Origin of the sequence: Candidatus Kurthia intestinigallinarum (assembly GCF_003991225.1) — a bacterium.
GTDB classification, from domain to species: Bacteria; Bacillota; Bacilli; order Bacillales_A; family Planococcaceae; genus Kurthia; species Kurthia populi.
Genome location: NZ_JTFC01000012.1, coordinates 45,465 through 69,537, shown reverse-complemented (window position 1 = coordinate 69,537; position 24,073 = coordinate 45,465). Strand labels below are relative to the sequence as shown.

Below are 24,073 nucleotides of genomic sequence, written 5' to 3'. Positions count from 1 at the left end.
TATTGGACAGCTAGAAGGGGTGCCGCATGGAAGGGATTATCAGTATTATTACAATTACTGCCTCGCAATTATTTCAACTACTAGGAGTTATATTTTTCTTCGGCTTTTTATTAAAATGGCTCGGTGAACAATCATTGGCTCATTATACATATGGTAGTAAGCTTTTTAACTTTATGTCTTTTATCGGTACACCTGTCCATGAATTTGGGCATTTTATTATGTGTAAAATTTTCCGCTATCAAGTAGAGGAAGTCATTTGGTATCAAAAACCGAATAATAGTGGCACACTTGGCTACGTTAATTTTTCGTATAATCCAGGAAGCATGTATCAGCGCATCGGAAAATTTTTCGTTGGCGTTGGTCCCCTATTTTCAGGACCTGTCGCCATTTTTCTACTGCTTTATTTTTTACTACCTGACGCCTATCATGCAATCTCTACTCATATTGGTATGATTTCAACAACCTGGAGCCTTCATACATTTGAGCAAATTTTGCAACTAAGTTGGACATTCCTTGTTGCGCTTTTTAATGTCCACAATGCGTTAAGCTGGCAATTCTACGTTTTCATCGTATTAGCTTGCTCGATTGCCGTTCATATTCGGTTAAGCAAACCGGATTTAGAGAGTGCAACAAGTGGCATTGTTGCCATTACCGTTTTATTACTACTATTAAATATTGTGTCGCAATTTTTTCATCTATCGCTATCTAATCATATTTTGATCTACGTTGCGCATTTTAATGCTTTTTATATTTCGATTATGATTGTGATTACCGTCATTTCGTTACTCTTTTTTATGACGAGCATCATTTGGGGAACGATGAAAAATCGTACAGCATAAAAAGAGGATGCTAATAGGGGCATCCTCTTTTTTGTGCTTAATAATGTAGAAACGCTTCTTTTGTTGGGTATGATAATTGTGTCCCACGTTTTTGTACGGCCTGTGCCGCATAGAAGTTTGCCTTTTTCAGTGCTTCTTCTATTGATGTGCCTTTTGTAATATAATGCGCAAAGCAACCAATAAATGAATCCCCGGCACCTGTTGTATCGACGGCTTGGATTTTTTCGCCCTCAATTACGTGGCTCTGTGTCGCTGTCATCCATAGCACCCCTTTGTCTCCTAATGTAACGATTAGATTTTGAACGCCTTGATCGATTAACGTTTGTGCCGCTTCTTTAATTTCCTCAAGTGTCGCAACCGGCATATTCGTTAAAATACCTAGCTCTGATTCATTTGGCGCAAAATACGTGCACTTCGTTACATAATTAATATCAAGCGCTGGATTCGCTGGTGCTGGGTTTAACAGAACCGGAATATCGAATGCATTCGCGATATCGATCGTTTTATAAATCGTTTCAAGCGGAATTTCTAATTGTAAAATGATTAACTTCGCTTCTTTTAATTTTTCCTTATAGCCTTCTACTACATTCTGTGTTAACTCACTATTGGCACCTTGAATGATTAAAATACGATTTTTCGCATGTGGATCAACAAAAATAGGTGCAACACCACTCGTTTTTGTGCCAACCTCAACGGCTTCTGTGCGAATACCGTTTTTCTTGAAATTTTCAATGGTATTTTGACCGAATAAATCATTTCCTACTTTTGTAACCATTAAAACATCTGAACCTAGGCGAGCTGCTGCGACTGCTTGATTCGCACCCTTACCACCACAGCCCATTTCAAATTCAGGCGCTTCTAATGTTTCGCCCTCTTCAGGCATACGTTCTAAATACGTGATTAAATCCACCATGTTTGAGCCTACTACTGCAATATCCATTTTAACTTCTCCAATCTGTGATTATTTCATGCTGAAAAATTATTCATTTTTTTAATTTGTTAAAAATATGATTTTAAGAAGCATTTTACCTTTTCTTAAAAAATTATTTAATAAAAAACAGCGAAATTCTTCCATAATCCCCTATTTATTAAAATTGTATCATACATTCATTTTTCATACTCCATCAGTATAATCTCATATTCCGTGCTCAATTCACTAACATCCTCTTTTTTTAAAGCTACTTTTTTATTGTTTTATCAAATAAAACTATATCTATTGACTATTATTTTTTGATAAGATACATGTCTTTTTTTACATTATGACTTTAATTTTTTTACTTTTTCAGCAATTTACTTTTACAGAAAATGATAATATTTTTGCATCAAAACACTATAATGACAGTGCTTTTCATAGTTGAAAAAATACGTTTTTTGTAGATTTTAATTATCATAAAGTAGAAAATTTTATTTTTTTCGATAAAAAATGTTGCTTTTTGGTATACTTTCAAATATTATTACATCAAGAGGACGTCACAAATCCTTCACAACCACACAAAAAAAAGGGGGGCAACCTTATGGAACAAAATTTAGACCGTCAACTTCTAAAAGAAGAACAAGAAAACAAACAGGCGGCAACGGGGCAAACAAGTTTCACGGAACAAGAGTATGTTAATATTTCTGAAAGCTCAGAATTTAAAACGCTTTCAAAACGTAAACTTGGCTTCATCGTACCGATGAGTATTTTATTCTTCGTTATTTATTTTACACTGCCATTATTATCATCATTCACTGGCGTATTAGACGGAAAAGCAATTGGAGAGGTTACATGGATTTGGATTTATTCACTAGCTATCTTCATCATGGTATGGACATTCACTATTATCTATGTAAAAAAAGCCGCTTCATTTGATAAAGATGCAGAGGCTATCAATGATAAGGCAAAGGCTGGTGGATATAAATGAGTATTATCGGGATTTCTTTCTTCGTCGCAATCGTAGGTTTAACACTTTTTGTGACATACTTAGCTTCAAAGAAAAACAATTCAGCAGCTGACTTCTATACAGCAGGCGGCGGCTTAACTGGCTGGCAAAATGGTATCGCTATCGCAGGTGACTACCTATCTGCCGCTTCATTCTTAGGGATCGCGGGTGCTATCGCCTTATTCGGTTTCGATGGTTTCTTCTATAGCTTAGGATACTTAGTAGCATACTTAGTAGTACTTTACATCGTGGCTGAGCCATTACGTAACCTTGGTAAATTCACATTAGCAGATATGATTACTGCACGTTTTAATCAAAAGAAAATCCGCGCAACAGCAGCTGTTAGCTCAATCGTAATCGTATTATTCTACATGATTGCACAGCTTGTAGGTGCCGGTGCATTAATCCAATTATTATTAGGAATCGACTACAAATATGCAGTTATTTTAGTAGGTATTATGATGACAATCTACGTATTATGGGGCGGTATGGGCGCAACAAGTTGGGTTCAAATCATCAAAGCCGTATTACTAATGATTGGTACAGTTATTATCTCCGTGTTAGTTTTAGCAAAATTCAACTTCAACATTTTAGAAATGTTTGCAACGGTTTCTGAAACAAATGGTAATGGTGGTGCCTACTTACAAGCTGGCCTGAAGTATACAAATGGTATTGATACAATGTCAATGATGATTGCATTAGTACTTGGTACAGCTGGTTTACCACATATCTTAATGCGTTTCTTCACTGTAAAAGATGCAAAAACAGCTCGTTCTTCAATCAACTGGGCAACTTGGATCGTAGGTTTATTCTACATCCTAACAATCTTCTTAGGCTTCGGTGCTGCGGCATTCGTTGGCTCTGAAAAAATCTTAGCTGCAAACCCTGCAGGTAACATGGCTGCGCCGTTATTAGCACAAGCTTTAGGTGGCGACATCTTAATGTCATTCATCTCAGCAGTAGCCTTCGCTACAATCTTAGCGGTAGTAGCAGGTCTTGTATTATCAGGTGCTTCTGCATTCGCACATGATATTTACGGCCAAGTTATTAAAAAAGGTAATATTACGGAGAAACAACAAATGGTTGCAGCTCGCTGGGCATCAGTTGGTGTATCAGTATTCTCAATCATCTTAGCTTTATTCTCTCAAACATTAAACGTAGCATTCTTAGTATCACTTGCATTCTGTATCGCAGCATCTGCGAACTTACCAGTAATTATCTACACAATCTACTACAAAAAGTTCAATACAACTGGTGCGATGTCAGCAATGTTATTCGGTTTAATCTCTGCGCTTGTATTAGTAGCAATGAGCCCGAACGTATGGGCACCTGAAGCTGGTAAAGCCATCTTCGTCGGCGACCCACTATTCCCACTAACGAACCCAGCAATCATCTCGGTGCCACTTGGCTTCCTAGCAGGTTGGATTGGTTCAATGATTGGTGAAAAAGTAAATGCTCGTAAATACGCTGAAGTTAAAGTCAATGCAACAACTGGCTTAAACGTAAGTGATTCAGTAGATCACTAAACAAAAAAAAGAGGCTTTGGGGATTTCCCCAAGCCTCTTTTTTTTGTTTAGAATGTCGATAACCCCGTAAATTCTTGAATACGATACATTGCGGTTTTCCATAAAGAGCCGTCCGCAAATTCCTCGTAATCAACAGTATATATGCCGTCTTGATTTGTCCACAAACGCTCAAAATAAGCATTCATATCACGCGCTGTCTCTTTTTCTTTTGGCATCGTCATATATAAATCGGTTTCTAAATTATAGTCATCGATATTACGACGTGTAAAGTTGGCCGAGCCACCAATTGCTGTAAATGTATCTGCTTGATTAAGCATTAAAAACTTACTATGATATTGCTCACCCTGCGTATCATACCAACGCACTGTAATATTATCTTCTTTCATTAGCTCATGTGCTACAGGCCGATTTGGCACACCATTTTTCTTAATACCAAATGCATCACGGTTCGCATCTAAAATCATTTGGATATTGACACCGCGCTTGGCAGCATCTTTTAATGCATGAATAATCTCACGTTCTGCAATGTAGAAAACACCAATTTTCAATGTATCTCCTGCTTTTGCCTGCTTAATTGTTTTAGTTAAAGCTTGTTGTATTTTTCCTTCTGTAACTAGCTTCACATTAATATCTCCTGCTGGCTCATCTGCTACAAATGAAATATTTTTTGGAAGCTTTTTATCTGACATATGCAAGATTGCATTTTCTGATTCATAAATATCTTTCACAATAGCGCCCTTTACAACAAAGCCAATATTGGAGTGAAGGCTACTGCCATCATGCGAAACATTCGCCGATATGACCATTGCTTCTTGTTCATTTAAGACAATTTTCCGGTGGTTCGCTTTAAAGTTCACTAAATCTAAATAGGCACCAGCAGACATTTTATCACCATCTGGGTTAAATAAATTTGGTAAAAATCCATTTGTTGATACTGGCCACCATTGTAGATAAGAGCGCCACACACTTGAATAAAGCGGATTCGAATCTCGTAACGGTGTTAAATTTGTTGTTAATACCTCAATATTTTGCGCTGTTAAATCTTTAAAGAATTGTGGATAAATCGAGCCATAGCCAGAATTTACATTGTCTGTAATAACCTGTATCGGCATGTCCGGCTGCTCTTTACGTTTTTCGATAAGCGCTTTTGTTAATTGCTCTGCACGATTATCATACGTCGCTTTTTGATGATTATAATCATCATTATATAAAAATAAATCAATCACTAGAACTTCTTTTGCCTCATCAATTATTTGAAGCGTACGTTCAAAAAGTTGTTGTTCCATTACAGCTTTATCATTTTTTTCATACGTAATATCTGTTAAAAATTCTACATTGTCAACCTGGTGAAACTTCCCATCAACGGACATCCCTTGTGGTAAAGCCTTTTGCGTATGCCAGTTCCACGCGAATAGCGAAATCAATATGAGAATACACAAAATCACCTTCATTCGTTTTTTCATTCTTTTCCCCCTTTGAATCGTCTTTTATAGTATACCATTATTACCAGATACTAATATTAGTGTTTTATCATAATTAAAAACACCTCTCGTAAAGTAAAAAAACGCAACCAATTTTGCTGCGTCTTTTTTTCTTTCCGTTTATATTTGAATATACGTTAAAAATGGGTTCGCCATCTATTTATTTAGATAAAACATAATTGACTTTACCTTTAACGCATTTTATCATCATTACTCTCACTTTAATTAATTTCTTTCAATCAATTCCCGTAACTTCAATGCCGTATTACGATTTCTCACAGTCAAATGGCGATAAATAGCCTGCTTCATTAGTTTAGACCACATCGTTTTACTATAATGAGTTGTAAAGGAACTACTCCAAAAAATGGCATTACCACAAACTTTGCAGTGCTCATATTCTGAATTAATCTGCGCGGTTAAAGCACGTAAATCCTCCGCTGTATAAGGTGCTAGTACAAAAGCAAGATTATGGCGCCATTCTTCATTTTCACCCCACCAGGAAGGGGCCAATTCGAGCATTTTTTTATACTGCACTGTATCAAGTAGCACAAAATCGAGTTCAAAAAAATGCGACTTAAAAAATGACTGTAGCGCATCGATACAAGCCTGCTTTTCAAGTGCTGATGATATTAAAAGATTGCCACTGTTAATATAGCTTGAAACATTTTCAAAGCTTTGTATAATAAGCTGCTCCTTTAATTCCGTCATACTAATTTTTCTGTTTCCCCCTACATTAACACCCCGCAATAACAAAATATAATCCACACAGATTCCTCCTAAAAAAAAATAGGAACCCGTTAGGATTCCTATTTTCCACTATGATTTTTTATACCACACATCTGCATATTGCTCGTTTTCCATAAAGCTTTTTTTAGCATATGGACAAACAGGAACAATTTTCAATCCATCATGACATGCTTTATCGACTACTTTATCAACTAATTGCTGGGCAACACCTTGTCCTGAAAGTTCTTTTCGAACACCTGTGTGAAGAATAACATAATAGTCTTTTCCTGCAGGTCGTGTAAAATCAATCTCAGCTAACTTATTATTTTCTTCTCCTACATAAAAGCGGCCTTGTTCATTAAATGCTACCACTTACGCATCCCCTTTACGAATATAATGCAGTGCACCAGATGGGCATGTGTCAATAACGCGTGCCACTTCATCAGCACTCGCATTATCTGCTAAAATCCACGGTTTTCTTTTTGTATTAAAGACATCTCCATTGCCTTTTACACAGTTTGCAGAATGCTCACAAATCGATGCGTTAAAAAATACATCAATATTCTCGCCTGAATATTTACGATATCCTTTATCCAATAATTGTTGTTCATTCATCATTTTTCCCCTCTAATAGATTGAATCTTATTTTCGCCAAAAGAAACAATCTTAATTTCCTTTTCTAGCATATCATTTATTTGCGCCAAACGTCCGCATATTCTGGATTACGCTCAAATTGTCCTTTCGCAAATGGGCATAGTGGAATAATTGTTTTATGATCTTCTCGTGCCTTATCCACCACAGCTTTTACTAATTGATTCGCCACACCCTGACCACGTAACTTATCATCTACAAATGTATGATCAATAATAAAAAATTCATCATTTGGTTATGTAAATGTAATCTCAGCTAAGGTTTCACCTTGATCCTCTACGAAAAATCGTCCTTCTTCTTTTGAAACATTCATGTTTATTCCCCTTTCATGTCGAATTTGCATACTATCAGAACCATGCAAATTCGTGTACATTTTTAAATTACCCGCTTTACAAACAATTTATGCGTGAAATGATTTTATTGATTTGCCGGTCTATATAAATAGGAAGAAATATCAAAACAACAATTAAAAATCAACGATAAAGAGGGTCCAACGTATATCTCTGCAAAATATATCGACTGGATTGTACCAAAATAGGAAATAGGAGGCTAGGACATATGTGTAAAAACAACCGCTCATGGGAGTATAAGAAAAAACGAAATCACGCTGTGGCGCGGTTCCAGTTTTTCGTTGCGAACGCTAAAAAGGAAAAATGACGTATTTTGTCCCAGTCTCTATTTTTTGTGAATTTGCAATATTCTTTATTTTTATATACACTGAAAGAAATGATAAGGATGTGATGACTTTGCGAAAAACATTGGGTCTTAGTATGGGGGCCATTATTTTACTCGTAATGATTGGTATTTACACTTTTACATTCTTTAATAAGAGCCAAACTACCTCATTTGCAGATGCAGTACTTCACACGTTTCAACTAGATGTCTCAAGTGCAGATATTTTTGTCGAGCAAACTTCTTCAGATTCCATTGAAGTAAAGACCACGGAGACAAGAACCTCAAAATTTGATATTCGTGAAAAATCGAATGGCCAGTTAGCCATCCAACAAAATACAAAGGGTTTTCTATCATGGCTGTCCTTTGGGAGCAAACCTGAAGTGCATATTAGCTTACCAGCTACACAATACGACAAACTAAAAATTCATGCATCAAGTGGGGATATTAAACTGAAAGATATTACTGTAACATCCGTGCAAATTGAAGCATCAAGTGGCGATATTAAAGCAAATGATTTAAAAGCAGAAACCTATGACTTGAGAACTACTAGTGGCGACATGGAGCTTGGTCAACTAGGTAGTGACGCGAAAGAAGTTTCCATCCGTTCTTCAAGCGGCGATATTTTGGTTAAGACATTAACGACTGACACCTTACTTGCTGAAAGCACAAGCGGGGATATATCATTTGATACCATCACACTTGGACGCGGAAAAAGTACGGTGACAACTACAAGTGGCGATATTCATATCACGCCGATTTTCAGTGAGGATACTTCTCTTTCTATTTATTCTTCAAGCGGCGACCAAATACTCACTAACAAAAATGACAATCACTTTTCATTTACAATTCGTACATCAAGTGGCGATATTCGCGTGCCATCTAGCTATACTTTAACAACAGAGAAAGATCATGAAGTCACTGGCACAACAGCGACTACTTCCTCAAATACACTAACGATGGAAGCAAGCAGTGGCGACGTGAAAATTAAAGATTAAAAAAGATGATGCGCAGGCATCGTCTTTTTAGTTTCATTTATAGAACCTATCACCAACCCTGGTATACTAGCTATGAGCGAAAAAGGAGGAATACGATGTGGCATAAAACAACAACCCATAAACAACTAGACATTAATGGCATGACATATAATGTTACACAAATCGAGGCTAACGAATCATTCACCGTTCAAAATAAAGAAATTACGAAAGGAACACTTGGTGGTTTTATTGATGATGCCAGTAAATTAAGCCCAACATTTTTTTGTGATGAAGCGACAATTATCGTCGATAGTGAGATTCAAGGCTCGGTTTACTTGCAACAAAGTATGCTCATATCCAGTCATATCCAAACAGATGGTTTACTGACAAAAACGCAGCTTTCATTTTGTACACTCAAATCGGACTACGTATCAATTGAAGCTACGACACGGCTACAATTACTCGCACTCCGCACAACGGGCGAAGCATTTCGATTAAAAAGTAATGGTCAACTAAACGATTGTGCATTTCATGGTGACGTCGATATTCAGACAACAACGATCACATTGGCCTCTATGGAATGGTCTGGGAAAAAATTTGTCGCAACTGGCACACTTCATATCCAACAAAGTGATTTAGCAACTGTTTACTGGACAAGTCATGACACCACCATAAAACGTTGCTCGGCACAACTACATACCTTGTCATTAAACGTGGGAACATTTATAAATTGTGCATGCCAAGGCATTAGTTTTAACCTACAGTCTGCAACTTGGCATGACTGTGACATGTCGATACAGTCACTTCAACTGACAATGAGTGAACTAGATAATGTCACTATTTTTTCACCACTTGGTCAGCTTTTAATAAGCGCACCTTTCATTTCTGGGGAATCTTTTTCACTTCATTTCGAAAAAATAAACAAGCAGCTGAGCAGTGACAGCCCACTTTTATTATCAAAAGATTTTTTAATATAAACGTTTAAATAAAAGGTTTTTATACAATTATTATTTTATCTATTTATACGTATATAATCGCCAATTACCTAAAAAAATCGTATTCGATTCCGTATAATTTACTGTTTTCTTTTGATTTCGTTTACGATAGAATGCACAGGGAATGAGTATCCTGTAGGTGTGGTTCCCTTTTGCGCAATGTTTACTTTCTTCAATGCCTCTTAGCATATTGAGGCATACATGCTATACTAACGAGCAGAGGAGCTGAATTCTTATGAAAAAAATAATTCTTTATGGTTTTGCACTACTTCTATTTTTCGCACTTCCTACACTAGACGCAAATGCGGCAGCAAGCACAGCAAAAGGTGACGCAGCACTTGCACAATTAAAACAACGTCATGGTCAATTTGTAAACATTGTTCCTTCGCATGTAGCTGATACAGAATCTGAGAAAATCATTATTAAATATCGCGTAAAAAATGGTCAAATTTATGCGCCCCATGCGGGAAATACAGCGACCTATAAAAAAATTGCACAAGATGGTAATTTACACAAACGTCTATGGGAAAAATTTATTGTAACGGTCCCTGCTAGTAAACGTCAGCAAGTAACAAACTTTACGGTTTTCACAGATGGTCATAATAATGACCAGGCATTTGTGCAACCAAATGATAGCACATGGAAAACATGGACACTTGCAGTCGATTACAAAGATGCACTTGATCAACCGAATAATTTCTTCGCAACACTTGTCCATGAATCAGCACATCTTGTGTCACTAAATAAAAAGCAAACAAATAATGCAGGGGCGAATTGTAAAAACTTCACATCAAATGGTGTTTGTATGAACAAAGATTCGCATTTAAATCGTTTCTATCAATTATTCTGGCAAGGACCGATTCATAATGATTGGGTAAAAACAGGTAAACAAGCGAATCAATTATATTTAAAATACCCTTCATCATTTGTAGACCAATATGCAGCTGCTTCTCCTGAGGAAGACTTTGCAGAATCATTTATGTACTTTGTGTTCAGTGAACGCCCAACAACAGCAAAAACGCGTGCTGAGCAAAAAATTGCATTCTTCTATAAATATGATTCGATGATTCATTTCCGAAATGCCATCTTAACAAGATTAAATAGCTATTATTAAAAAACACAGACCATCTCACAAAAAGATGGTCTTTTTATATAAATTTATATTTACATAATTGTATAATTCATTGATTTGGAGGGATTAAACTGCTTAGATTTATTTTTTTCATTTTATTATTGGGGTTGATTTGCTTTATCCCTCATACAGAAATTGCACCGAATCCTGCACACGGTGATGCAGCATTAAAGAAGATAAATGACCGGCATAGTGGTACGATGTTTAGCTCGAAAGAATATCCGTATTACGATATAGAGGATTTCAGTTCTTTAAAAATCTATACTGTCAAAGATCATACACAGCTCATTCATCCTGAAAATGGGCTCGGTTCAAAACAGCATCCGAAACTCACAAAAAAAGTAGGCACGCATGAAAAATTGTGGCAGCGCTTCAAAGCAGTAATACCTGAACCTATTCGTGAAGATGTGAAAGAATTTGAAATATTCACTGATGGCCATGGTGAGTATTACGGCTATGTATCTCCACTTAATTTTATTCAAACACAGTGGCGCCTATCATTTGATATCCAAGATTTCACCTATGATAAAAAACTTTTCTATTACGGCATCATCCACGAATCGGCTCATTTAATTGGCTTTGATGATAGTCAGCATAATGATACTGCAAAGAGCTATTGTACGAACTATCAAATTTTAGAGCGCTGTGCAAATGATAATTCATATACACAGTTATTTTACGAGCAATTTTGGACGAAAGAAATGGTGGAAGAAGCCTATACATACGCTTACGATTCCGTAGAAAACCGTAGCTATGCCTCGACCAAAAATTTTGTTACACCTTATGCAATGAACAATGTGGATGAGGACTTCGCAGAATCATTTAGCTATTTCATTTTTAGTAAGCGCCCTACTGATCTCAAAAAAATAAAGCATCAAAAAATCGAGTTCTTCTATCAATTTGAAGAACTTATCAAATTACGCAATGAACTATTACACAATATCGAGAGGGATTACCGATGATTAAACAAACAACAAATTATCCATGGGCGCTTTTATTACGCGCAGACCCAGATAAAAAAACGATTGAACAGTATATTACTACAAGTAAATGCTTCGTACTCGATCAACGAGGTGTCATTGTGCTACAACAAGTTACACCGACAATACTTGAAATTAAAAATATTGCGGTGGACGCAGCGCATGAACAAATGGGCTATGGCAAGCAACTGCTACAGTTTGCGATTGATTTTGCAAAAGAGCATCATTATGAACAGCTGGATGTTCGCACAGGCAATTCGAGTATTTCACAATTAGCCTTTTACCAAAAAGCAGGTTTTCGTATCGTTGAAATCATTCCAGATTATTTTACGACACATTATGAAGAACCCATTTATGAGGATGGCATTCCTTGTATAGATCAGCTTAGATTGTCTACAATGCTGTAATTTATACAATTATGATTTTATGAAAACATACAAAAAGCAGCAACCCTAACGAAATGGATTGCTGCTTTTTTTACATATTAATCTTCTAACACTTTTTCTAACTTCGTATATTGTTCATCTGTTAAATACGGTTTGTATTGTTCTAGCGCTTGTTTTCGTTGTGCTTTAGACATCGATGCTTTTGATGATTTCGCTTGTTTTAATAGCGTTTTGAATTGTTCATCCGTAATCGTCGTGCTACCTGTAGTATCTGTTGTGTCTGTACCTGTTGCTGCACCCATCGCTTCATTCAACTGCTCCTCTGTCGCAAGCTGGTCACTTGTCGGAACAGTTACCTCTTTCGCTTTATCAGAAGGCGTTGTTGAAATGGTGAATTTCACCGCATCGATATTGTTTTTTGCAGAAGCAATATCGACATCATATGTTTGCTTCTTTGTTTTTGAATCAATAACTGTTTGAATATTGACCTTATCTAGCTCTTTTAGCATATCCCCAATATTCGCCTTAAACTGTTCATAATCCGGATTATCCTTCGCTAATTTTGCTTGAATATCATCAAGCTTCGCGATATCGTCTTTATTCATTGTAAATGACAACTTGCCATCTTTTTCTTCAAAACGTTTGTCATCCACATCGTCTTTTAAATACTTAATAAACTCTTTTTGTAAATCCTTTTGATATGCAAGTAATTGCTTCATATCTAAATTTTCTACATCTGCAGTGACACTAGAGCCTGTTGTCTCGGCACTATCCTTTGCAAATTGCTGTAAGTCGATATATTTACCATCTAGCTCTTTTAATTTTGATGTATCAACTGCTGCAGAGCTACCACTAAGTGACTGTGTAATATCCATAACAGCTGATAAGAAAGCTGTTGATAAATACATGGCTTTATCGTCACCAATGACGTTAAATGGAATTTCTTGTCCCATCGCATTTACGTTTACATCTACTGCATATTTTGAGTCATCTGGCATTGAATACGAACCGCTAATTTTCATATCATTTAATTGGCTTTTCACCATATTAATCATCGTCGTCGTTTGACTATCGCCACCTGATACAGCGATGTCCTTAAATTTCATATCAAAAGTGCCTGCTTTTGCATCGCCCGCATCTTCCATTGCACCAATATATTCATCTTTTGGCGATTGTCCACATGCTGCAAGTAATGTCGTTGCTAAGGCAAGACTTGCTAGCTTCACCATTGTCTTCATTATGCCCAACTCCTTACTATTCTAATAATTTCCTATTCCTATTTTTCTATATTTATAAACGAATTTTCACTAAAATAAGTCCAAGGGTGAGCGTTTTAGCTTATATGATGAATCGATATCCTTAAATTCATTATAAGTAAAAAGTATTTTTTCCTTATTCCTTTGGTTTACTATGTTTGTATAATGGCTATATATAAAGTTGTGTTGCACAACAGATATCGAAATTATCTGACTATATCTTTATGATTGTTTAATTATTTCGGAAAATGGTAATATATATGTAGTAATGAAAGAGGGCGATTTTTTTGAAACGTATTATTCGACATGCAACATTAGATGACGCAGATCAGATTGCGGCGATTCATACCGTTTGTAAAGCTGATTTGACGAAGCCGATTACGAATCAAAACAGCCAACGTTCTAACACTGTCGGGACGGGCGGTACACCTATTCGATTTGAATATGATATCGCATTATGGAAGATTTATTTACAGGACCCTGCATATAAAGTAATGGTCCTACAAGACCGTATTATTATCGGCTTCATTGTAGCACATCAACCTGCACATACGGATTCATGGCTTATTGCAGATGCTGTTGTATTACAGGAGTATGCAAAACCACATGATCGAGAGATGTTGTATGAATCATTAATGAAGGAAATTTATCCTGCCGTTAATCATCCTCCGCAATTAGTGGAGTCACTATAAGAAGTACGAAAAGAACTGCCTCGTTGCGGTTCTTTTTTATGTTATATTTTAACTATTAGGAGGGATTTCATGGAAAAAGATTGCTGTTTTACAGAGGGGTCAAATTGGTTCCGTTACCGCGCAGCCGCGATTATTATCGAGGAGGGCTGTGTATTAGTCGCCGGCAATGAAGTGGCTAATTATTATTATTCTATTGGTGGTGGCGTTCAGCTTGGTGAGACCGCAGAACAGGCTGTTGTACGTGAAGTATTTGAGGAAACGGGTGTCCATTATGACATTGATCGACTTGCTTTTATTCACGAAAACTTCTTTCCGGGCGATGGCTCAATTGAAGGATTTTCATGTCATGAAATTGCCTTCTACTTTTTAATGAAACCTCGTGGTAAAAAACAAGTGAACAGTACCGGCTACTGCACCGAAGGGAAGGAAGAAGTCTATTGGATTCCAATTGATGAACTAGCTAAGCATGCTGTTTTCCCAACGTTTTACGCAGAGAAGCTACGTGATTTACCACAAGTAGTAGAACATATTGTAGCGAAAGAGGTGGATACAATTGAATTTTAAAGATACATATATAGATGCACCTCTGTATGAGGAGGATTCTATTATAAAGCATTATTATGATGCTGAAATGCCATCTCGCTATAACAGTAATTTTATGCTCTTTAAGCACATGCCAACGCTAGCAGAGTTTCAATATTACGAACAAAAACAACTTGATTTTCATCAGACACATCAGATGAAGCATCGCCGTTTTCTGTTTCCGGAAAATCAGCAACTTCCAACTGCATTGCTCGCCTATATTGAAGCACAACACTATGTCGTTGGCTCACTTGAATTATACGCGATGTTGCCGATTGAATTTAATGGCTCCTCCTTTAATGAGGAGGTAGTTATCCAGTATGTAGATGACGCATTGTTTCCTTCTTTTTTGGCATTCCAATATATGACTGACCTCACATATGGCGAAATTTTTGCCACAGAGAAACAGCATCTACTCAAAAAACAATTTAACGACTCATCAATTCAATTTGTTGTTGCTTTACTTGATGGGCAAATTGTTGGTTCATTACTATTATTTTTAACAGCTGATACGGTAGAGCTAGATAGCTTCGTTATCATCGATTCCATGCAACGACGTGGAATTGGCTCAACCATGCAGCAATTTGTTATGAATCAGCATACAGAGCAAACAATTTTACTTGTGGCAGATGGCGAAGATACGCCGCGCGAAATGTACGCTAAACAAGGCTATCATTACTGTAGTGCCTGGCATGAAATTGTCTTTGTACCAAAAGAATAATAGTTGAGACTTTACTTTCATTTTCATAAGTCTCTATAATGAGCATAGTCAATACTTTGTCACATTTTAAAATTGAAGGTGTGTAATTATGATTCTAACTGAAACAATGCTCAAAGACGTATCATCAAAATTTCGCGCTGCGCATTATCATGAGGCCCTCCTGTTAATTGACGATTATTTGTTATTAGCACAGCAGTCAGAGGATGTCGATGCGCAGTGCTACCTTTACTATATTGCCTTAAATATCGATGCAAACTTAGCCAATGATGACAATTTACAACGCCGTTTTGCACTTTACGAACGGCTGATTCAACAAAGTCCAAGTGTGCTTGAGCGATTGAAATTTATTCATGTGGCAGCATTGATGCAAATGAAAATTCACCAAGACTATGAACAAGCGAAAAAAACGCTACTACGCTTATTAGCACAAATGGAAGAACATGATTTTGAGCAACAGTATCCGAATATTTATATTTCAATCTACGCACATTTAATGGAATGCTTTATGCACCTAGAAGAAGTGAATCATGTTTTGAAATACTACAATATTATCGACCGCATTTATGTGCAAAAATTACTTCATTTAGATGCAACAACGTATTTTGCGCTTCATAGTGTGTTAGCACAAAGCTATATTGAACAAAAGCAATTAATAACAGCTGAAATGATTATTGAGGACTGTTTATCATTACCCCAAATTGAACAAAATTTAAAATCGAAAGGCACATTTTTAATTTTAAATTCTGCTCTTTATGCGCTGCGCAATGATTTTAAAACTTCTAACAAGCTGTATGAAGAAGCTATGTTGCTCGTTTCACCAAATGTCAGCCGGCATATTTTAAATGAATTATCGACAATATTCATTCATTATTTATAATTGTATAATTTGATAAAAGTAAAAACTAAATTTTGATATATAAAACCCCCTTTAAAGCCTCTTTAAGAGGTTTTAAAGGGGGTTTTATGTTTTTTTCATAAATGAAAGAAAAAACGTTTAAATTGTATTTAAATACCTTTTAAAACGAAGATTCATTGAACTTCGCATAAAGCGTTACATCATGAAAGATGCCATTTAAATAAAAATGACGCTTTAAAATGCCCTCAATGTTCATATTTAGTTTCTGCAATACACGATGGGTTGGATAATGTTCAATAAAACATTTCGCTAGTAATTTATTAAGTCCAAGCTTATCAAATACGAAGTCAATGACACATGCCACGGCCTCCGTTGAAAAACCCTGCCCCCAATAATCCTCTGCCAACAAAAAACTAATCTGAGCATGCCGATGAATTTGACTCACATTACTTAGATGAATACTGCCAATTAATGTATTGTTTGGCTGTAAATAAATACCCCATAAATAGACTTGTTTATCGTTCTTTAACATGTCTGTAATATACTCAACTGTATCTTGAATTAAATAATGTCCCCCTAAAGGGATAGATGCATTTGTAGCTGAAGAAGCATGATAATGAATACATTGCTGCTCTTCTAGTGTCATTGGTTTAACAACTAAACGCGGTGTTTGAAAAGTAAGGCAATCCTGTGAAATCGCTCGCATCATTTTAAGACCCCTCCTCTAACAAATATGCTTTATATATCTTCATTATAAGTTAATTAGTCTAAATATACTACTTATTATTTTTCGTTTTTTATACTTTATACTTATTATTGTAAAATAAACGTAAAAAAACACTTTCAAAGAAAAATCTCTTTAAAAGTGTTTTTTTATTAATCCATTGTCATAAAACGGTCAACATATTCTGTAAACTGACTTGCACCTTGGTGATCACGATAAACATCGACCATCATTTGTGATAATTCACGAATCGTTAGCTTATGCACACGTGCATTGTGACGGATCATGCGATAAATATTTGGATAAATGTGTATCGCACGCGATGTTGTCGTTGCTTTTGCAATATCTTCTGCATGAGGACGATATTTTTCAATAAGCTCCTCTGATTGATGATCCTCAAAAAATAAGGCTAAGACCGCGACCATCATATTAAATTTTACATCATGGTCTTCTGCAATTTCTGCGATTTCATCTTTCGTATCAGGAGACACGCCAATTGGGCGACGTACATCTGATGTATAACGTGGGCGTTCTGCATGATAATTTAAATTTGGAATTTCACGCTTTGACATTTTTTTCGTTAATGTATTTTGTGTTGAAGAAACCTCATCATCTTTTTTAGCCTGAGGTTTTACTTTCTTAATATTCAATGACGTGTTGGGTTTTAACCAATCGGCCATGAATGCCACCTCCTAAACAATCTCTAACGCTTTACGATGCTTACGAATTAAACGCTGCATCGCGCTAATACTATATGCTGTAGGCTCTTTTGCAAGCCATTTCTCTAACTGAATGAATTGTTGCTCAAATAACGCCTCATCGTCTTTAGAGCCTGTAAATAGACGAATCATATGCGTTTGTAATGTTTTACGCGGATCACTTGATTTATAACCTCGTAAACGGAGGGATTCGATATTTTGTAATCCCTTACCTTCAATGGCTTCTTTCAAGCGAAATAACTGTTCATCTGTAAAATATTCTTGTAATGGCATTAAAATTTCCTGTGTTGCGACACGTACTGTATCTTCAGGTAATGCCTGCATACGAATTAATAATTCCTGTGTAACCTCTTCAAACATTTGTAAGAAGTCATGATTCTCCTCAGTATCTTCAAAGAATAATGATGGCATGCGTTCATGTTCACGAACGACATCTGCACGACGAATTTTTGAGTCAAAAATTAGATCCCCAAAAAAATCCTGCGCAGCATCGGCTACATATTTTTCTTCTTGTAGATTTTGTGTAACAAAATACATGACGACACCTAAATTTTGTGCAACATCATAATCTTGTAAAAATTGCTGTGCACGTACACTATGTTCATTACACATATCAAAGAAGGGTTGTAGCTTGCGGAATGCTTTTTTCTCCGTCGACATAATCCCTACATAAAAATCTGATGCGATAATAACATTTGTTACAAGATGTCCTGCACTTGGTGGAATATCAAATAAAATGAAATCATAATCATCCTCAATCGTTTCAAGGACATTACGAATATAGGTTGTACCCTGAATTGATTCTGTTGTTTTCATCCGAGAAAGGAATGTTGAAAATTCTTCTAACAATGAATTAGCTGGAATAAACGATAATGAATCCGTCACTGGAACAATTGCTTTATGAATTGCTTCAGGATTATTGTTCTTTGCATAATCTTGAATGGCATCATAAATTGTAAACATAGAGCCATGCTGTCCTTGCTCCATACCTAAATCAATATTGAAATAATCACAGAAGAAGTCCGTAGAATCCCCCTGATGGTCACAATCAATAACAAGAACACGTTGATTATATTGTGTGGCTAATATATAGGCTGTCATATCAGTAATTGTTGTTTTACCAACGCCACCTTTAACATTTCCGAAAAAGAGTTTAATTGCCATAATTGCACCTTCCTATGTACATTTGTATAATTTCTTAACTATTCGTAATTTGTATAAACCTTAATAAAATAAAGCTATACAGCTCATTATAGGACTATACATAGTATACCATGTTTTCAAAAATCAATGTGCTACCAGGTTGAATATAGTAAAACATGTTTCACGTGGAACAAACCAGAGATGACCTTAAAATATGTTTAGGCACTGTGGACCAATAAGTGATGCCTTCGCCTTCGTTCGATTTGAGATGCTGTTTCGTGAATAAATGACAGTAATGGTAGAAGTGCTACTGGTGCGATAATTGTGTAAAGCTGTGCAGCTGCAAATGGAATAAATGTTGATGATTTTTTATTGGCGATAAATGATGTTACTAAATAAGATTTGAATAATGTCGTTGTTGAAAATTGTGTAATAGCGCCACGTCCTGCACCAGATACTTTACGAATAATTGTTGATGATGCATTTAATAATTTATTCAGTGTACTTTTGGCGATACCTAAAGCCTGACATAATTCACTTTGTGATAATTGAACAAATGGTTCTTCAATTGATGTACGTGCTTCAATAAACGCAATGACATCTGCTTCCCATTCCTCAAGATGTGAACGGACGCGGTCTTTGCGCTCTTTTTTATGCTTGTACCAGCTACCAATAGCTAATTGCGGTAATTCAATTGATGCATCAACATATTCAACGATTAACTGTTCAATATACATCTTTTGCGGCCCATTATATTTACCTGAATAGGCTGAGCGACAAATTGTTCGCACTTCACTATCTTTTAGCGGTGATTGAAGCGTTGAATTCCACTCATCGAGTAAATCATACGTTTTTTCAAATGACCATTGATCGTGATAGCAAGCAAGTGCAAGCGTGAAAATAGCATTGTTTCGACCGAGTTGACCCTTTTGACCACGAATGTTGTTCGTTTGAATAATTGCTTGGAACCATGGTTGTTCAGTTAAGCGTAAATTATTCACTTTTGGACCACGAATGTAGAGCGGTCGTTCGATATTATCATCTTGGCGTATCGACCAATCAATTAGCGAGGCAATATTATAGACGTGATTCAATTGGCAGAAGCGAATATTTTGTTCGGTTGGCACACGGAAAAAGCCAAAGTCATTACAATATTCATCGGCATCGATGTCACGTAGACTTTGTTTAATATTTTGTGCGATTCGTTTTGCGATATGCAAACTACGTGCTTTATTATCCGTCGATAAGTAAAACGGTGTTTCAAGCATAAAGTACAATTGATAACCGCGTGGTGATTCAATAATTAATGTTGGTAGCCCGATGCTGTTATCCATTGTTGTTAGCAAAATGTCTTCAACAGAATGCTTTTTCGTATCAATATCCACGACAAATGTATTGATTTGCAATAAATGGTCGTCGCTAAAGCCCGTCACATGTGTTCGCGCATGATTTGTATAGCGATAAGACACATAGGGATTCGGTGTAAAGTGCGATAGTGATGCACTATGAACAAGCAATGATTCAATCGATGTTAAAATCATACCCTTTACGCCACCATTTGAAGCAAAATCTTCTTTTTGACGCACCGCAAAAATGCCACCCTGTACAGCATGCTGTTCTGCCTGGTTTGCTAGTTCTTGTAATGAATGCGATGCAGTTGAATTTTTTTGTTTATAACGATGAATAGATACATTAAATAGTTGTTCATAAATCGCTGCCATGTTCATAGTCTTTCACCTCCGATTTCAGTATAATAAATAAAATCGCAGTGAATAATGAATAATCATTTTTGAATAATTCTCTGAGCCTTAGAGCCACAAGGGCTGAAGGTACTTTTTTTTATGGTAAAAAGAGGCCTTATCCGACACTTGTGGGCCACTTTTTGAGTGAATTGAATAATTTCTGTGGATAATTTAACGTTAAAGAACCCTTGATATAACAAAGTTTTTGACTTATCCACAGGAAATCGAGCGACACTTGTGGCGAGCGACACTTGTGGCGAGCGACACTTGTGGGCCAAAAATGAATAATCCAAAACCTTTTGAATAACTGATATGACGCGATTCACATTTTTGAACAATTCAATCGAGCGACACTTGTGGGCCAAAAAAAATTTTGAGCGACACTTGTGGGCCAGAAATGAATGACTGTCGCGGAAATCGAGCGACACTTGTGGGCCGGAAATGAATAATTGAATCATTTTGAGTGGCATTTATGGGCTGGAAATGAATAATTGACAATTCGAGCGACACTTGTGGTTGAAAATTGAATAATTTTGGGTTTTGAGCAACATTCGTGGTTGATTGTTGAATGGTGAATAGAAATCGAGCGACACTTGTGGTTCATATTTGAATAACTGAATTACATTAAAATAACAAAATCGAGCGACATTCGTGGCTGATTTATGAATAATTACATGAATATGAATAATTTGCTATACTACAAGTAACGAAATGATTCAGAAAGGCGGTACATCATGAATTATGAACAGTTGCCACCAACGTTATTAATCAAAAAAGAATGGAAGCCGCTAGCCATTTGTGAAATTGTGCAGCCCTATTTTGTAGCGAGCTATCCAGAACAAGTAATTGAATGGTCCGAAGATGCTTATATGTTAAGCGTAGACGAGGAATATGAATCGTCTGCGAGCTTTAAGAAGCTTTTAAAAGTCATTAATGAGGACTTTTTTGAATTACAGCCCTATAATAAGGCAACTTTGATTGAACGCGTTGAGAAAAATAGTGAATATGTGCGTATGAAAATTGAACCTTTGTTAAAGCAAAGTGATTCAGCGCGACAAAAGCCAGTCAAAAAAGCAGAACCTGTTACGAAAGTGACTGAACCACCAAAAAAAATCAAAAAAGAAACACAAAAGTCGCTCGTTGAATCACAAATTAAAGAAATTTCTGATCCGCTTGTTAAAAAGGCGGTCGAAATGATTCAAAAAGAAGAGATTCCTGCAGATTTAGTACATGTTGAATTAGAGCAACCGATTGAGCGCATTATTGAAAAAGAGCATTTATATTCAAATTCAAGCTCGACATTTCAAATCTTGCGAGATTTAGTAACAAAACCGGATTTCACGAAAAATGAAAATGGTACGTATTCAAAAGATATTCTTGGAATGGATGGTAGTTTACAGGGGCAAGCAGAAATTAGGACGAATGAAGAAATTCAGCGCCTCCCTGCTGATACAGTAGAGAAAAAGAAAGTATGGTTCTCACTTATGGAGTCTGCCATTACGTCACTTGATGAATTATCAGCGGATTTATTCGATTTGATTTCATACTTATGGATGGTGAGCTCTAAAAATTCAGAAGGCTATATTCATTTTGAAAGTGATGAGGCTTTGAAATTGAAATATGCGGACCCGTATCGTCAAAATTTCAAAACGCGTGAACGTGAACGTTTTGCTATTATGCAACGTGTAGCCGCATTATCAAGTGTGTGGATTGCCGTTGAAAATGATGATTTCATTATCGTCAATGAGGCGAACCTTGAAGACCGTACAGAATATGATTTGACGAATTTCCAGCCAATGTTCCAAATCGGTTCACTTGAAATGGCGTATGATAAAAAGACTGGTAAGGCAAAAGGGATTTATTCATTAACGATTAAGCCATCGTCATTACTGGCATATTATTTAACCGATAATACGCAAGCATTTGGCTATCTAGATTACAAAGTATTTCAGTACAATTATTATCAAAAACGACCGCATAAGCGCCTTGTTCGCTTTTTGAATTATGAATGGAAAGTACGTACAGAAGATTTATTGGAGCCATTTACGGTAGAAGCCTTAAATCATGCGATGGACTTGAATCCACGCTATACGGGCTCGAAAAATCGTGAAAAGCTTGAAACCGTATTGGATGAATTAATGCAGGACTCGGTTATTAAATCATGGTATTATGAAACACAATTTACTGATGCAGAAATAGCCGACCAGCGTTATTGGTACAAAAATGAATGGCAGAAAGTACAAGTCGTTATTTTACCACCCGATGTCGTTGTAGAGGAAAATCGTAAATTGTTGATTCCTCAAACGATTTCAAATGAAATTTATACAGAGGCTAAGCAAGAAAAAGAACGTCGTACATTATCACCTGAAATGTTAAAAGAAATTAAAGAGGTACGAAATATTCCATTGTCTGTTATTGCGGAAGAAGCGAATGTATCGTATAGTGCCGTGCAACGGTATTTAAAAACGGCGAAGCTGCCGAAGAAAAAAGAAACGGTGCAGCAACTAGAGCAATGGGTGAATGAATGGTATGTCTTAACACAAGAGGCAGAAATCATTGAAGAAATTGAAGTGCTAGAAAATAAATAAAAGTTGAATGCCTGCAGAAGAAAGTATTGCTAAAGGCATTCAACTTTTTTACATTTATCAAATTATACAATTATCAAAAAGACAACGATTAATACTGCGTACTATATAATAGGAAGAAACTCAAAAAAATATAATTGTATAATTCTATATTTTAATGAAAAATTGTTTAGATAAGAGGTGCCTTATGAAGTGTCAAATTTATCAATCATCGCTTAATGAGTGGAAGCCTACGCTATTTCATTTAAATAGTAAAGATGCTTGTGTCTATGAGTTAGCTTTTCCAGATACAGAGAAATTACCATTTGAAGTAATTGAGGTAGTGATGAAACAGAGTCAGTCATTTCCATTGTATGTTTATCTGGAAACGTCGGAATCATTTGTTGAGCTTTTTGATGACCTGCGACTGCAGTATGACATAACTTATTATAAAAAAACACGAGCTAAAGATCGTTGGAAGATAATGTTTAAAATTAATGATAGTCAACAATTTCAAGGCATGTCACCACTAGTGGAGTTACTTAGTAATATGGAAGATCTCGTATTTTGGTCAACAAATAAACAGCAATTTTTGACGAGGAATCGCTGGCAGGGTTCTGGCGTTCATGTAAATTTAGAGGAGGGCGAAACGCTTTACTATTTACCTAATGCGGGAACAGCACTCGCTATTTTTTCAAAAAATACGTCCTTTTCAACAACTGAAAAGGTACGCGCATTGTTGCCCCCAGAAAGGATTAAGTGACAAAAAATTATACAATTATTAATTTAT

At 36.2% G+C, this 24,073-nt stretch carries 25 protein-coding genes; 14 read left to right on the top strand and 11 right to left on the bottom strand.

The genetic code is table 11. From position 1 onward, the window contains the following. The first annotated feature begins 26 nt into the window (after nucleotides 1-26). Nucleotides 27-839, top strand: coding sequence for a hypothetical protein (locus QI30_RS04270; protein ID WP_126989714.1), 813 nt, complete (start codon nucleotides 27-29; stop codon nucleotides 837-839). 37 nt (nucleotides 840-876) lie between these two features. On the opposite strand, the gene rbsK is transcribed toward QI30_RS04270, so the two are convergent. Beyond that, nucleotides 877-1,779 carry a ribokinase gene (gene rbsK, locus QI30_RS04265; RefSeq protein WP_126989713.1) on the bottom strand — a complete coding sequence of 301 codons (903 nt, stop codon included), beginning with the start codon at nucleotides 1,777-1,779 and terminating at the stop codon, nucleotides 877-879. A gap of 574 nt (nucleotides 1,780-2,353) precedes the next feature. Between rbsK and QI30_RS04260 the strand changes: the two genes are divergently transcribed. Together QI30_RS04260 and QI30_RS04255 are read left to right on the top strand one after the other, a co-directional pair. Then, the gene (locus tag QI30_RS04260; RefSeq protein WP_126989712.1) at nucleotides 2,354-2,740 is read left to right on the top strand and encodes a DUF485 domain-containing protein; all 387 of its coding nucleotides are present in this window, start codon (nucleotides 2,354-2,356) and stop codon (nucleotides 2,738-2,740) included. After that, nucleotides 2,737-4,284: a solute symporter family protein gene (locus tag QI30_RS04255; protein WP_126989711.1), complete on the top strand. Its 1,548-nt coding sequence runs from the start codon at nucleotides 2,737-2,739 to the stop codon at nucleotides 4,282-4,284. The genes QI30_RS04260 and QI30_RS04255 overlap by 4 nt, the downstream gene beginning before the upstream one ends. 47 nt (nucleotides 4,285-4,331) lie before the next feature. On the opposite strand, the gene QI30_RS04250 is transcribed toward QI30_RS04255, so the two are convergent. From QI30_RS04250 to QI30_RS21200, 5 genes are all read right to left on the bottom strand, one after another. Beyond that, a complete protein-coding gene (locus QI30_RS04250; RefSeq protein WP_126989710.1) occupies nucleotides 4,332-5,747 on the bottom strand; it encodes a phospholipase D-like domain-containing protein in 1,416 nt (471 codons plus the stop codon). Nucleotides 5,748-5,990: 243 nt separating this feature from the next. After that, a complete protein-coding gene (locus QI30_RS04245) occupies nucleotides 5,991-6,530 on the bottom strand; it encodes a DUF1697 domain-containing protein (protein WP_158620958.1) in 540 nt (179 codons plus the stop codon). Between the two features lie 51 nt (nucleotides 6,531-6,581). Next, entirely contained in the window at nucleotides 6,582-6,863 is a 282-nt protein-coding gene (locus QI30_RS04240; RefSeq protein ID WP_126989708.1) for a GNAT family N-acetyltransferase, read from the bottom strand. Then, a complete protein-coding gene (locus QI30_RS04235; RefSeq protein WP_126989707.1) occupies nucleotides 6,864-7,106 on the bottom strand; it encodes a (4Fe-4S)-binding protein in 243 nt (80 codons plus the stop codon). It lies immediately after the preceding gene. Between the two features lie 76 nt (nucleotides 7,107-7,182). Then, nucleotides 7,183-7,359 (bottom strand): GNAT family N-acetyltransferase, encoded by a 177-nt coding sequence (locus QI30_RS21200; protein WP_370323582.1) that lies wholly within the window; start codon nucleotides 7,357-7,359, stop codon nucleotides 7,183-7,185. A gap of 529 nt (nucleotides 7,360-7,888) precedes the next feature. Here QI30_RS21200 and QI30_RS04225 point away from each other — a divergent pair. The 5 genes from QI30_RS04225 (at nucleotide 7,889) to QI30_RS04205 (ending at nucleotide 12,305) form a co-directional block, all read left to right on the top strand. Continuing rightward, nucleotides 7,889-8,812, top strand: coding sequence for a DUF4097 family beta strand repeat-containing protein (locus QI30_RS04225; RefSeq protein WP_158620957.1), 924 nt, complete (start codon nucleotides 7,889-7,891; stop codon nucleotides 8,810-8,812). Nucleotides 8,813-8,907: 95 nt separating this feature from the next. Then, nucleotides 8,908-9,768, top strand: coding sequence for a hypothetical protein (locus tag QI30_RS04220; RefSeq protein WP_126989705.1), 861 nt, complete (start codon nucleotides 8,908-8,910; stop codon nucleotides 9,766-9,768). Nucleotides 9,769-10,021: 253 nt separating this feature from the next. Further along, nucleotides 10,022-10,900 carry a hypothetical protein gene (locus tag QI30_RS04215; protein WP_126989704.1) on the top strand — a complete coding sequence of 293 codons (879 nt, stop codon included), beginning with the start codon at nucleotides 10,022-10,024 and terminating at the stop codon, nucleotides 10,898-10,900. A 125-nt stretch (nucleotides 10,901-11,025) separates the two neighbouring features. After that, complete coding sequence (locus QI30_RS04210; RefSeq protein WP_126989703.1) at nucleotides 11,026-11,880, top strand: putative zinc-binding metallopeptidase; 855 nt, start codon at nucleotides 11,026-11,028, stop codon at nucleotides 11,878-11,880. Beyond that, nucleotides 11,877-12,305, top strand: a complete 429-nt coding sequence (locus QI30_RS04205; RefSeq protein WP_126989702.1) for a GNAT family N-acetyltransferase — start codon at nucleotides 11,877-11,879, stop codon at nucleotides 12,303-12,305. The genes QI30_RS04210 and QI30_RS04205 overlap by 4 nt, the downstream gene beginning before the upstream one ends. Nucleotides 12,306-12,382: 77 nt before the next feature. Here the strand turns inward: QI30_RS04205 and QI30_RS04200 are convergent, their stop codons facing one another. Next, nucleotides 12,383-13,522, bottom strand: coding sequence for a hypothetical protein (locus tag QI30_RS04200; RefSeq protein WP_126989701.1), 1,140 nt, complete (start codon nucleotides 13,520-13,522; stop codon nucleotides 12,383-12,385). Nucleotides 13,523-13,827: 305 nt separating this feature from the next. Between QI30_RS04200 and QI30_RS04195 the strand changes: the two genes are divergently transcribed. The 4 genes from QI30_RS04195 to QI30_RS04180 all read left to right on the top strand — a co-directional run bounded on the left by QI30_RS04195 (nucleotide 13,828) and on the right by QI30_RS04180 (nucleotide 16,412). Beyond that, nucleotides 13,828-14,232 (top strand): hypothetical protein, encoded by a 405-nt coding sequence (locus QI30_RS04195; RefSeq protein WP_126989700.1) that lies wholly within the window; start codon nucleotides 13,828-13,830, stop codon nucleotides 14,230-14,232. Between the two features lie 69 nt (nucleotides 14,233-14,301). Next, nucleotides 14,302-14,796 carry an NUDIX hydrolase gene (locus QI30_RS04190; protein WP_126989699.1) on the top strand — a complete coding sequence of 165 codons (495 nt, stop codon included), beginning with the start codon at nucleotides 14,302-14,304 and terminating at the stop codon, nucleotides 14,794-14,796. Next, nucleotides 14,786-15,535 (top strand): GNAT family N-acetyltransferase, encoded by a 750-nt coding sequence (locus tag QI30_RS04185; protein WP_126989698.1) that lies wholly within the window; start codon nucleotides 14,786-14,788, stop codon nucleotides 15,533-15,535. The genes QI30_RS04190 and QI30_RS04185 overlap by 11 nt, the downstream gene beginning before the upstream one ends. 88 nt (nucleotides 15,536-15,623) lie before the next feature. After that, entirely contained in the window at nucleotides 15,624-16,412 is a 789-nt protein-coding gene (locus QI30_RS04180; protein WP_126989697.1) for a hypothetical protein, read from the top strand. 139 nt (nucleotides 16,413-16,551) lie between these two features. Here the strand turns inward: QI30_RS04180 and QI30_RS04175 are convergent, their stop codons facing one another. The 4 genes from QI30_RS04175 to QI30_RS04160 all read right to left on the bottom strand — a co-directional run bounded on the left by QI30_RS04175 (nucleotide 16,552) and on the right by QI30_RS04160 (nucleotide 20,704). After that, the gene (locus QI30_RS04175; RefSeq protein ID WP_126989696.1) at nucleotides 16,552-17,100 is read right to left on the bottom strand and encodes a GNAT family N-acetyltransferase; all 549 of its coding nucleotides are present in this window, start codon (nucleotides 17,098-17,100) and stop codon (nucleotides 16,552-16,554) included. A gap of 167 nt (nucleotides 17,101-17,267) precedes the next feature. Continuing rightward, a complete protein-coding gene (locus QI30_RS04170) occupies nucleotides 17,268-17,795 on the bottom strand; it encodes a hypothetical protein (protein WP_126989695.1) in 528 nt (175 codons plus the stop codon). A 12-nt stretch (nucleotides 17,796-17,807) separates the two neighbouring features. Further along, nucleotides 17,808-18,998 (bottom strand): ParA family protein, encoded by a 1,191-nt coding sequence (locus QI30_RS04165; protein WP_126989694.1) that lies wholly within the window; start codon nucleotides 18,996-18,998, stop codon nucleotides 17,808-17,810. 197 nt (nucleotides 18,999-19,195) lie between these two features. Then, nucleotides 19,196-20,704: a primase C-terminal domain-containing protein gene (locus QI30_RS04160; RefSeq protein ID WP_233600515.1), complete on the bottom strand. Its 1,509-nt coding sequence runs from the start codon at nucleotides 20,702-20,704 to the stop codon at nucleotides 19,196-19,198. 749 nt (nucleotides 20,705-21,453) lie between these two features. Here QI30_RS04160 and QI30_RS04155 point away from each other — a divergent pair. Both QI30_RS04155 and QI30_RS04150 read left to right on the top strand, forming a co-directional pair. After that, nucleotides 21,454-23,307 carry an XRE family transcriptional regulator gene (locus QI30_RS04155; RefSeq protein WP_126989693.1) on the top strand — a complete coding sequence of 618 codons (1,854 nt, stop codon included), beginning with the start codon at nucleotides 21,454-21,456 and terminating at the stop codon, nucleotides 23,305-23,307. Nucleotides 23,308-23,491: 184 nt separating this feature from the next. Further along, on the top strand, nucleotides 23,492-24,046 hold the full coding sequence (locus QI30_RS04150; RefSeq protein WP_126989692.1) for a hypothetical protein: 555 nt from the start codon (nucleotides 23,492-23,494) through the stop codon (nucleotides 24,044-24,046). Nucleotides 24,047-24,073: the final 27 nt, after the last annotated feature.

Excerpts from the sequence above, each read along its gene's own strand:
- QI30_RS04160 (WP_233600515.1), bottom strand. The coding sequence starts at position 20,704 with ATGAACATGGCAGCGATTTATGAACAACTATTTAATGTATCTATTCAT.
- QI30_RS04180 (WP_126989697.1), top strand. The coding sequence starts at position 15,624 with ATGATTCTAACTGAAACAATGCTCAAAGACGTATCATCAAAATTTCGC.
- QI30_RS04235 (WP_126989707.1), bottom strand. The coding sequence starts at position 7,106 with ATGAATGAACAACAATTATTGGATAAAGGATATCGTAAATATTCAGGC.
- QI30_RS04220 (WP_126989705.1), top strand. The coding sequence starts at position 8,908 with ATGTGGCATAAAACAACAACCCATAAACAACTAGACATTAATGGCATG.
- QI30_RS04215 (WP_126989704.1), top strand. The coding sequence starts at position 10,022 with ATGAAAAAAATAATTCTTTATGGTTTTGCACTACTTCTATTTTTCGCA.
- QI30_RS04270 (WP_126989714.1), top strand. The coding sequence starts at position 27 with ATGGAAGGGATTATCAGTATTATTACAATTACTGCCTCGCAATTATTT.
- rbsK (WP_126989713.1), bottom strand. The coding sequence starts at position 1,779 with ATGGATATTGCAGTAGTAGGCTCAAACATGGTGGATTTAATCACGTAT.
- QI30_RS04175 (WP_126989696.1), bottom strand. The coding sequence starts at position 17,100 with ATGATGCGAGCGATTTCACAGGATTGCCTTACTTTTCAAACACCGCGT.
- QI30_RS04170 (WP_126989695.1), bottom strand. The coding sequence starts at position 17,795 with ATGGCCGATTGGTTAAAACCCAACACGTCATTGAATATTAAGAAAGTA.
- QI30_RS04260 (WP_126989712.1), top strand. The coding sequence starts at position 2,354 with ATGGAACAAAATTTAGACCGTCAACTTCTAAAAGAAGAACAAGAAAAC.
- QI30_RS04150 (WP_126989692.1), top strand. The coding sequence starts at position 23,492 with ATGAAGTGTCAAATTTATCAATCATCGCTTAATGAGTGGAAGCCTACG.
- QI30_RS04250 (WP_126989710.1), bottom strand. The coding sequence starts at position 5,747 with ATGAAAAAACGAATGAAGGTGATTTTGTGTATTCTCATATTGATTTCG.
- QI30_RS04205 (WP_126989702.1), top strand. The coding sequence starts at position 11,877 with ATGATTAAACAAACAACAAATTATCCATGGGCGCTTTTATTACGCGCA.
- QI30_RS04255 (WP_126989711.1), top strand. The coding sequence starts at position 2,737 with ATGAGTATTATCGGGATTTCTTTCTTCGTCGCAATCGTAGGTTTAACA.
- QI30_RS04155 (WP_126989693.1), top strand. The coding sequence starts at position 21,454 with ATGAATTATGAACAGTTGCCACCAACGTTATTAATCAAAAAAGAATGG.
- QI30_RS04190 (WP_126989699.1), top strand. The coding sequence starts at position 14,302 with ATGGAAAAAGATTGCTGTTTTACAGAGGGGTCAAATTGGTTCCGTTAC.
- QI30_RS04200 (WP_126989701.1), bottom strand. The coding sequence starts at position 13,522 with ATGAAGACAATGGTGAAGCTAGCAAGTCTTGCCTTAGCAACGACATTA.
- QI30_RS04165 (WP_126989694.1), bottom strand. The coding sequence starts at position 18,998 with ATGGCAATTAAACTCTTTTTCGGAAATGTTAAAGGTGGCGTTGGTAAA.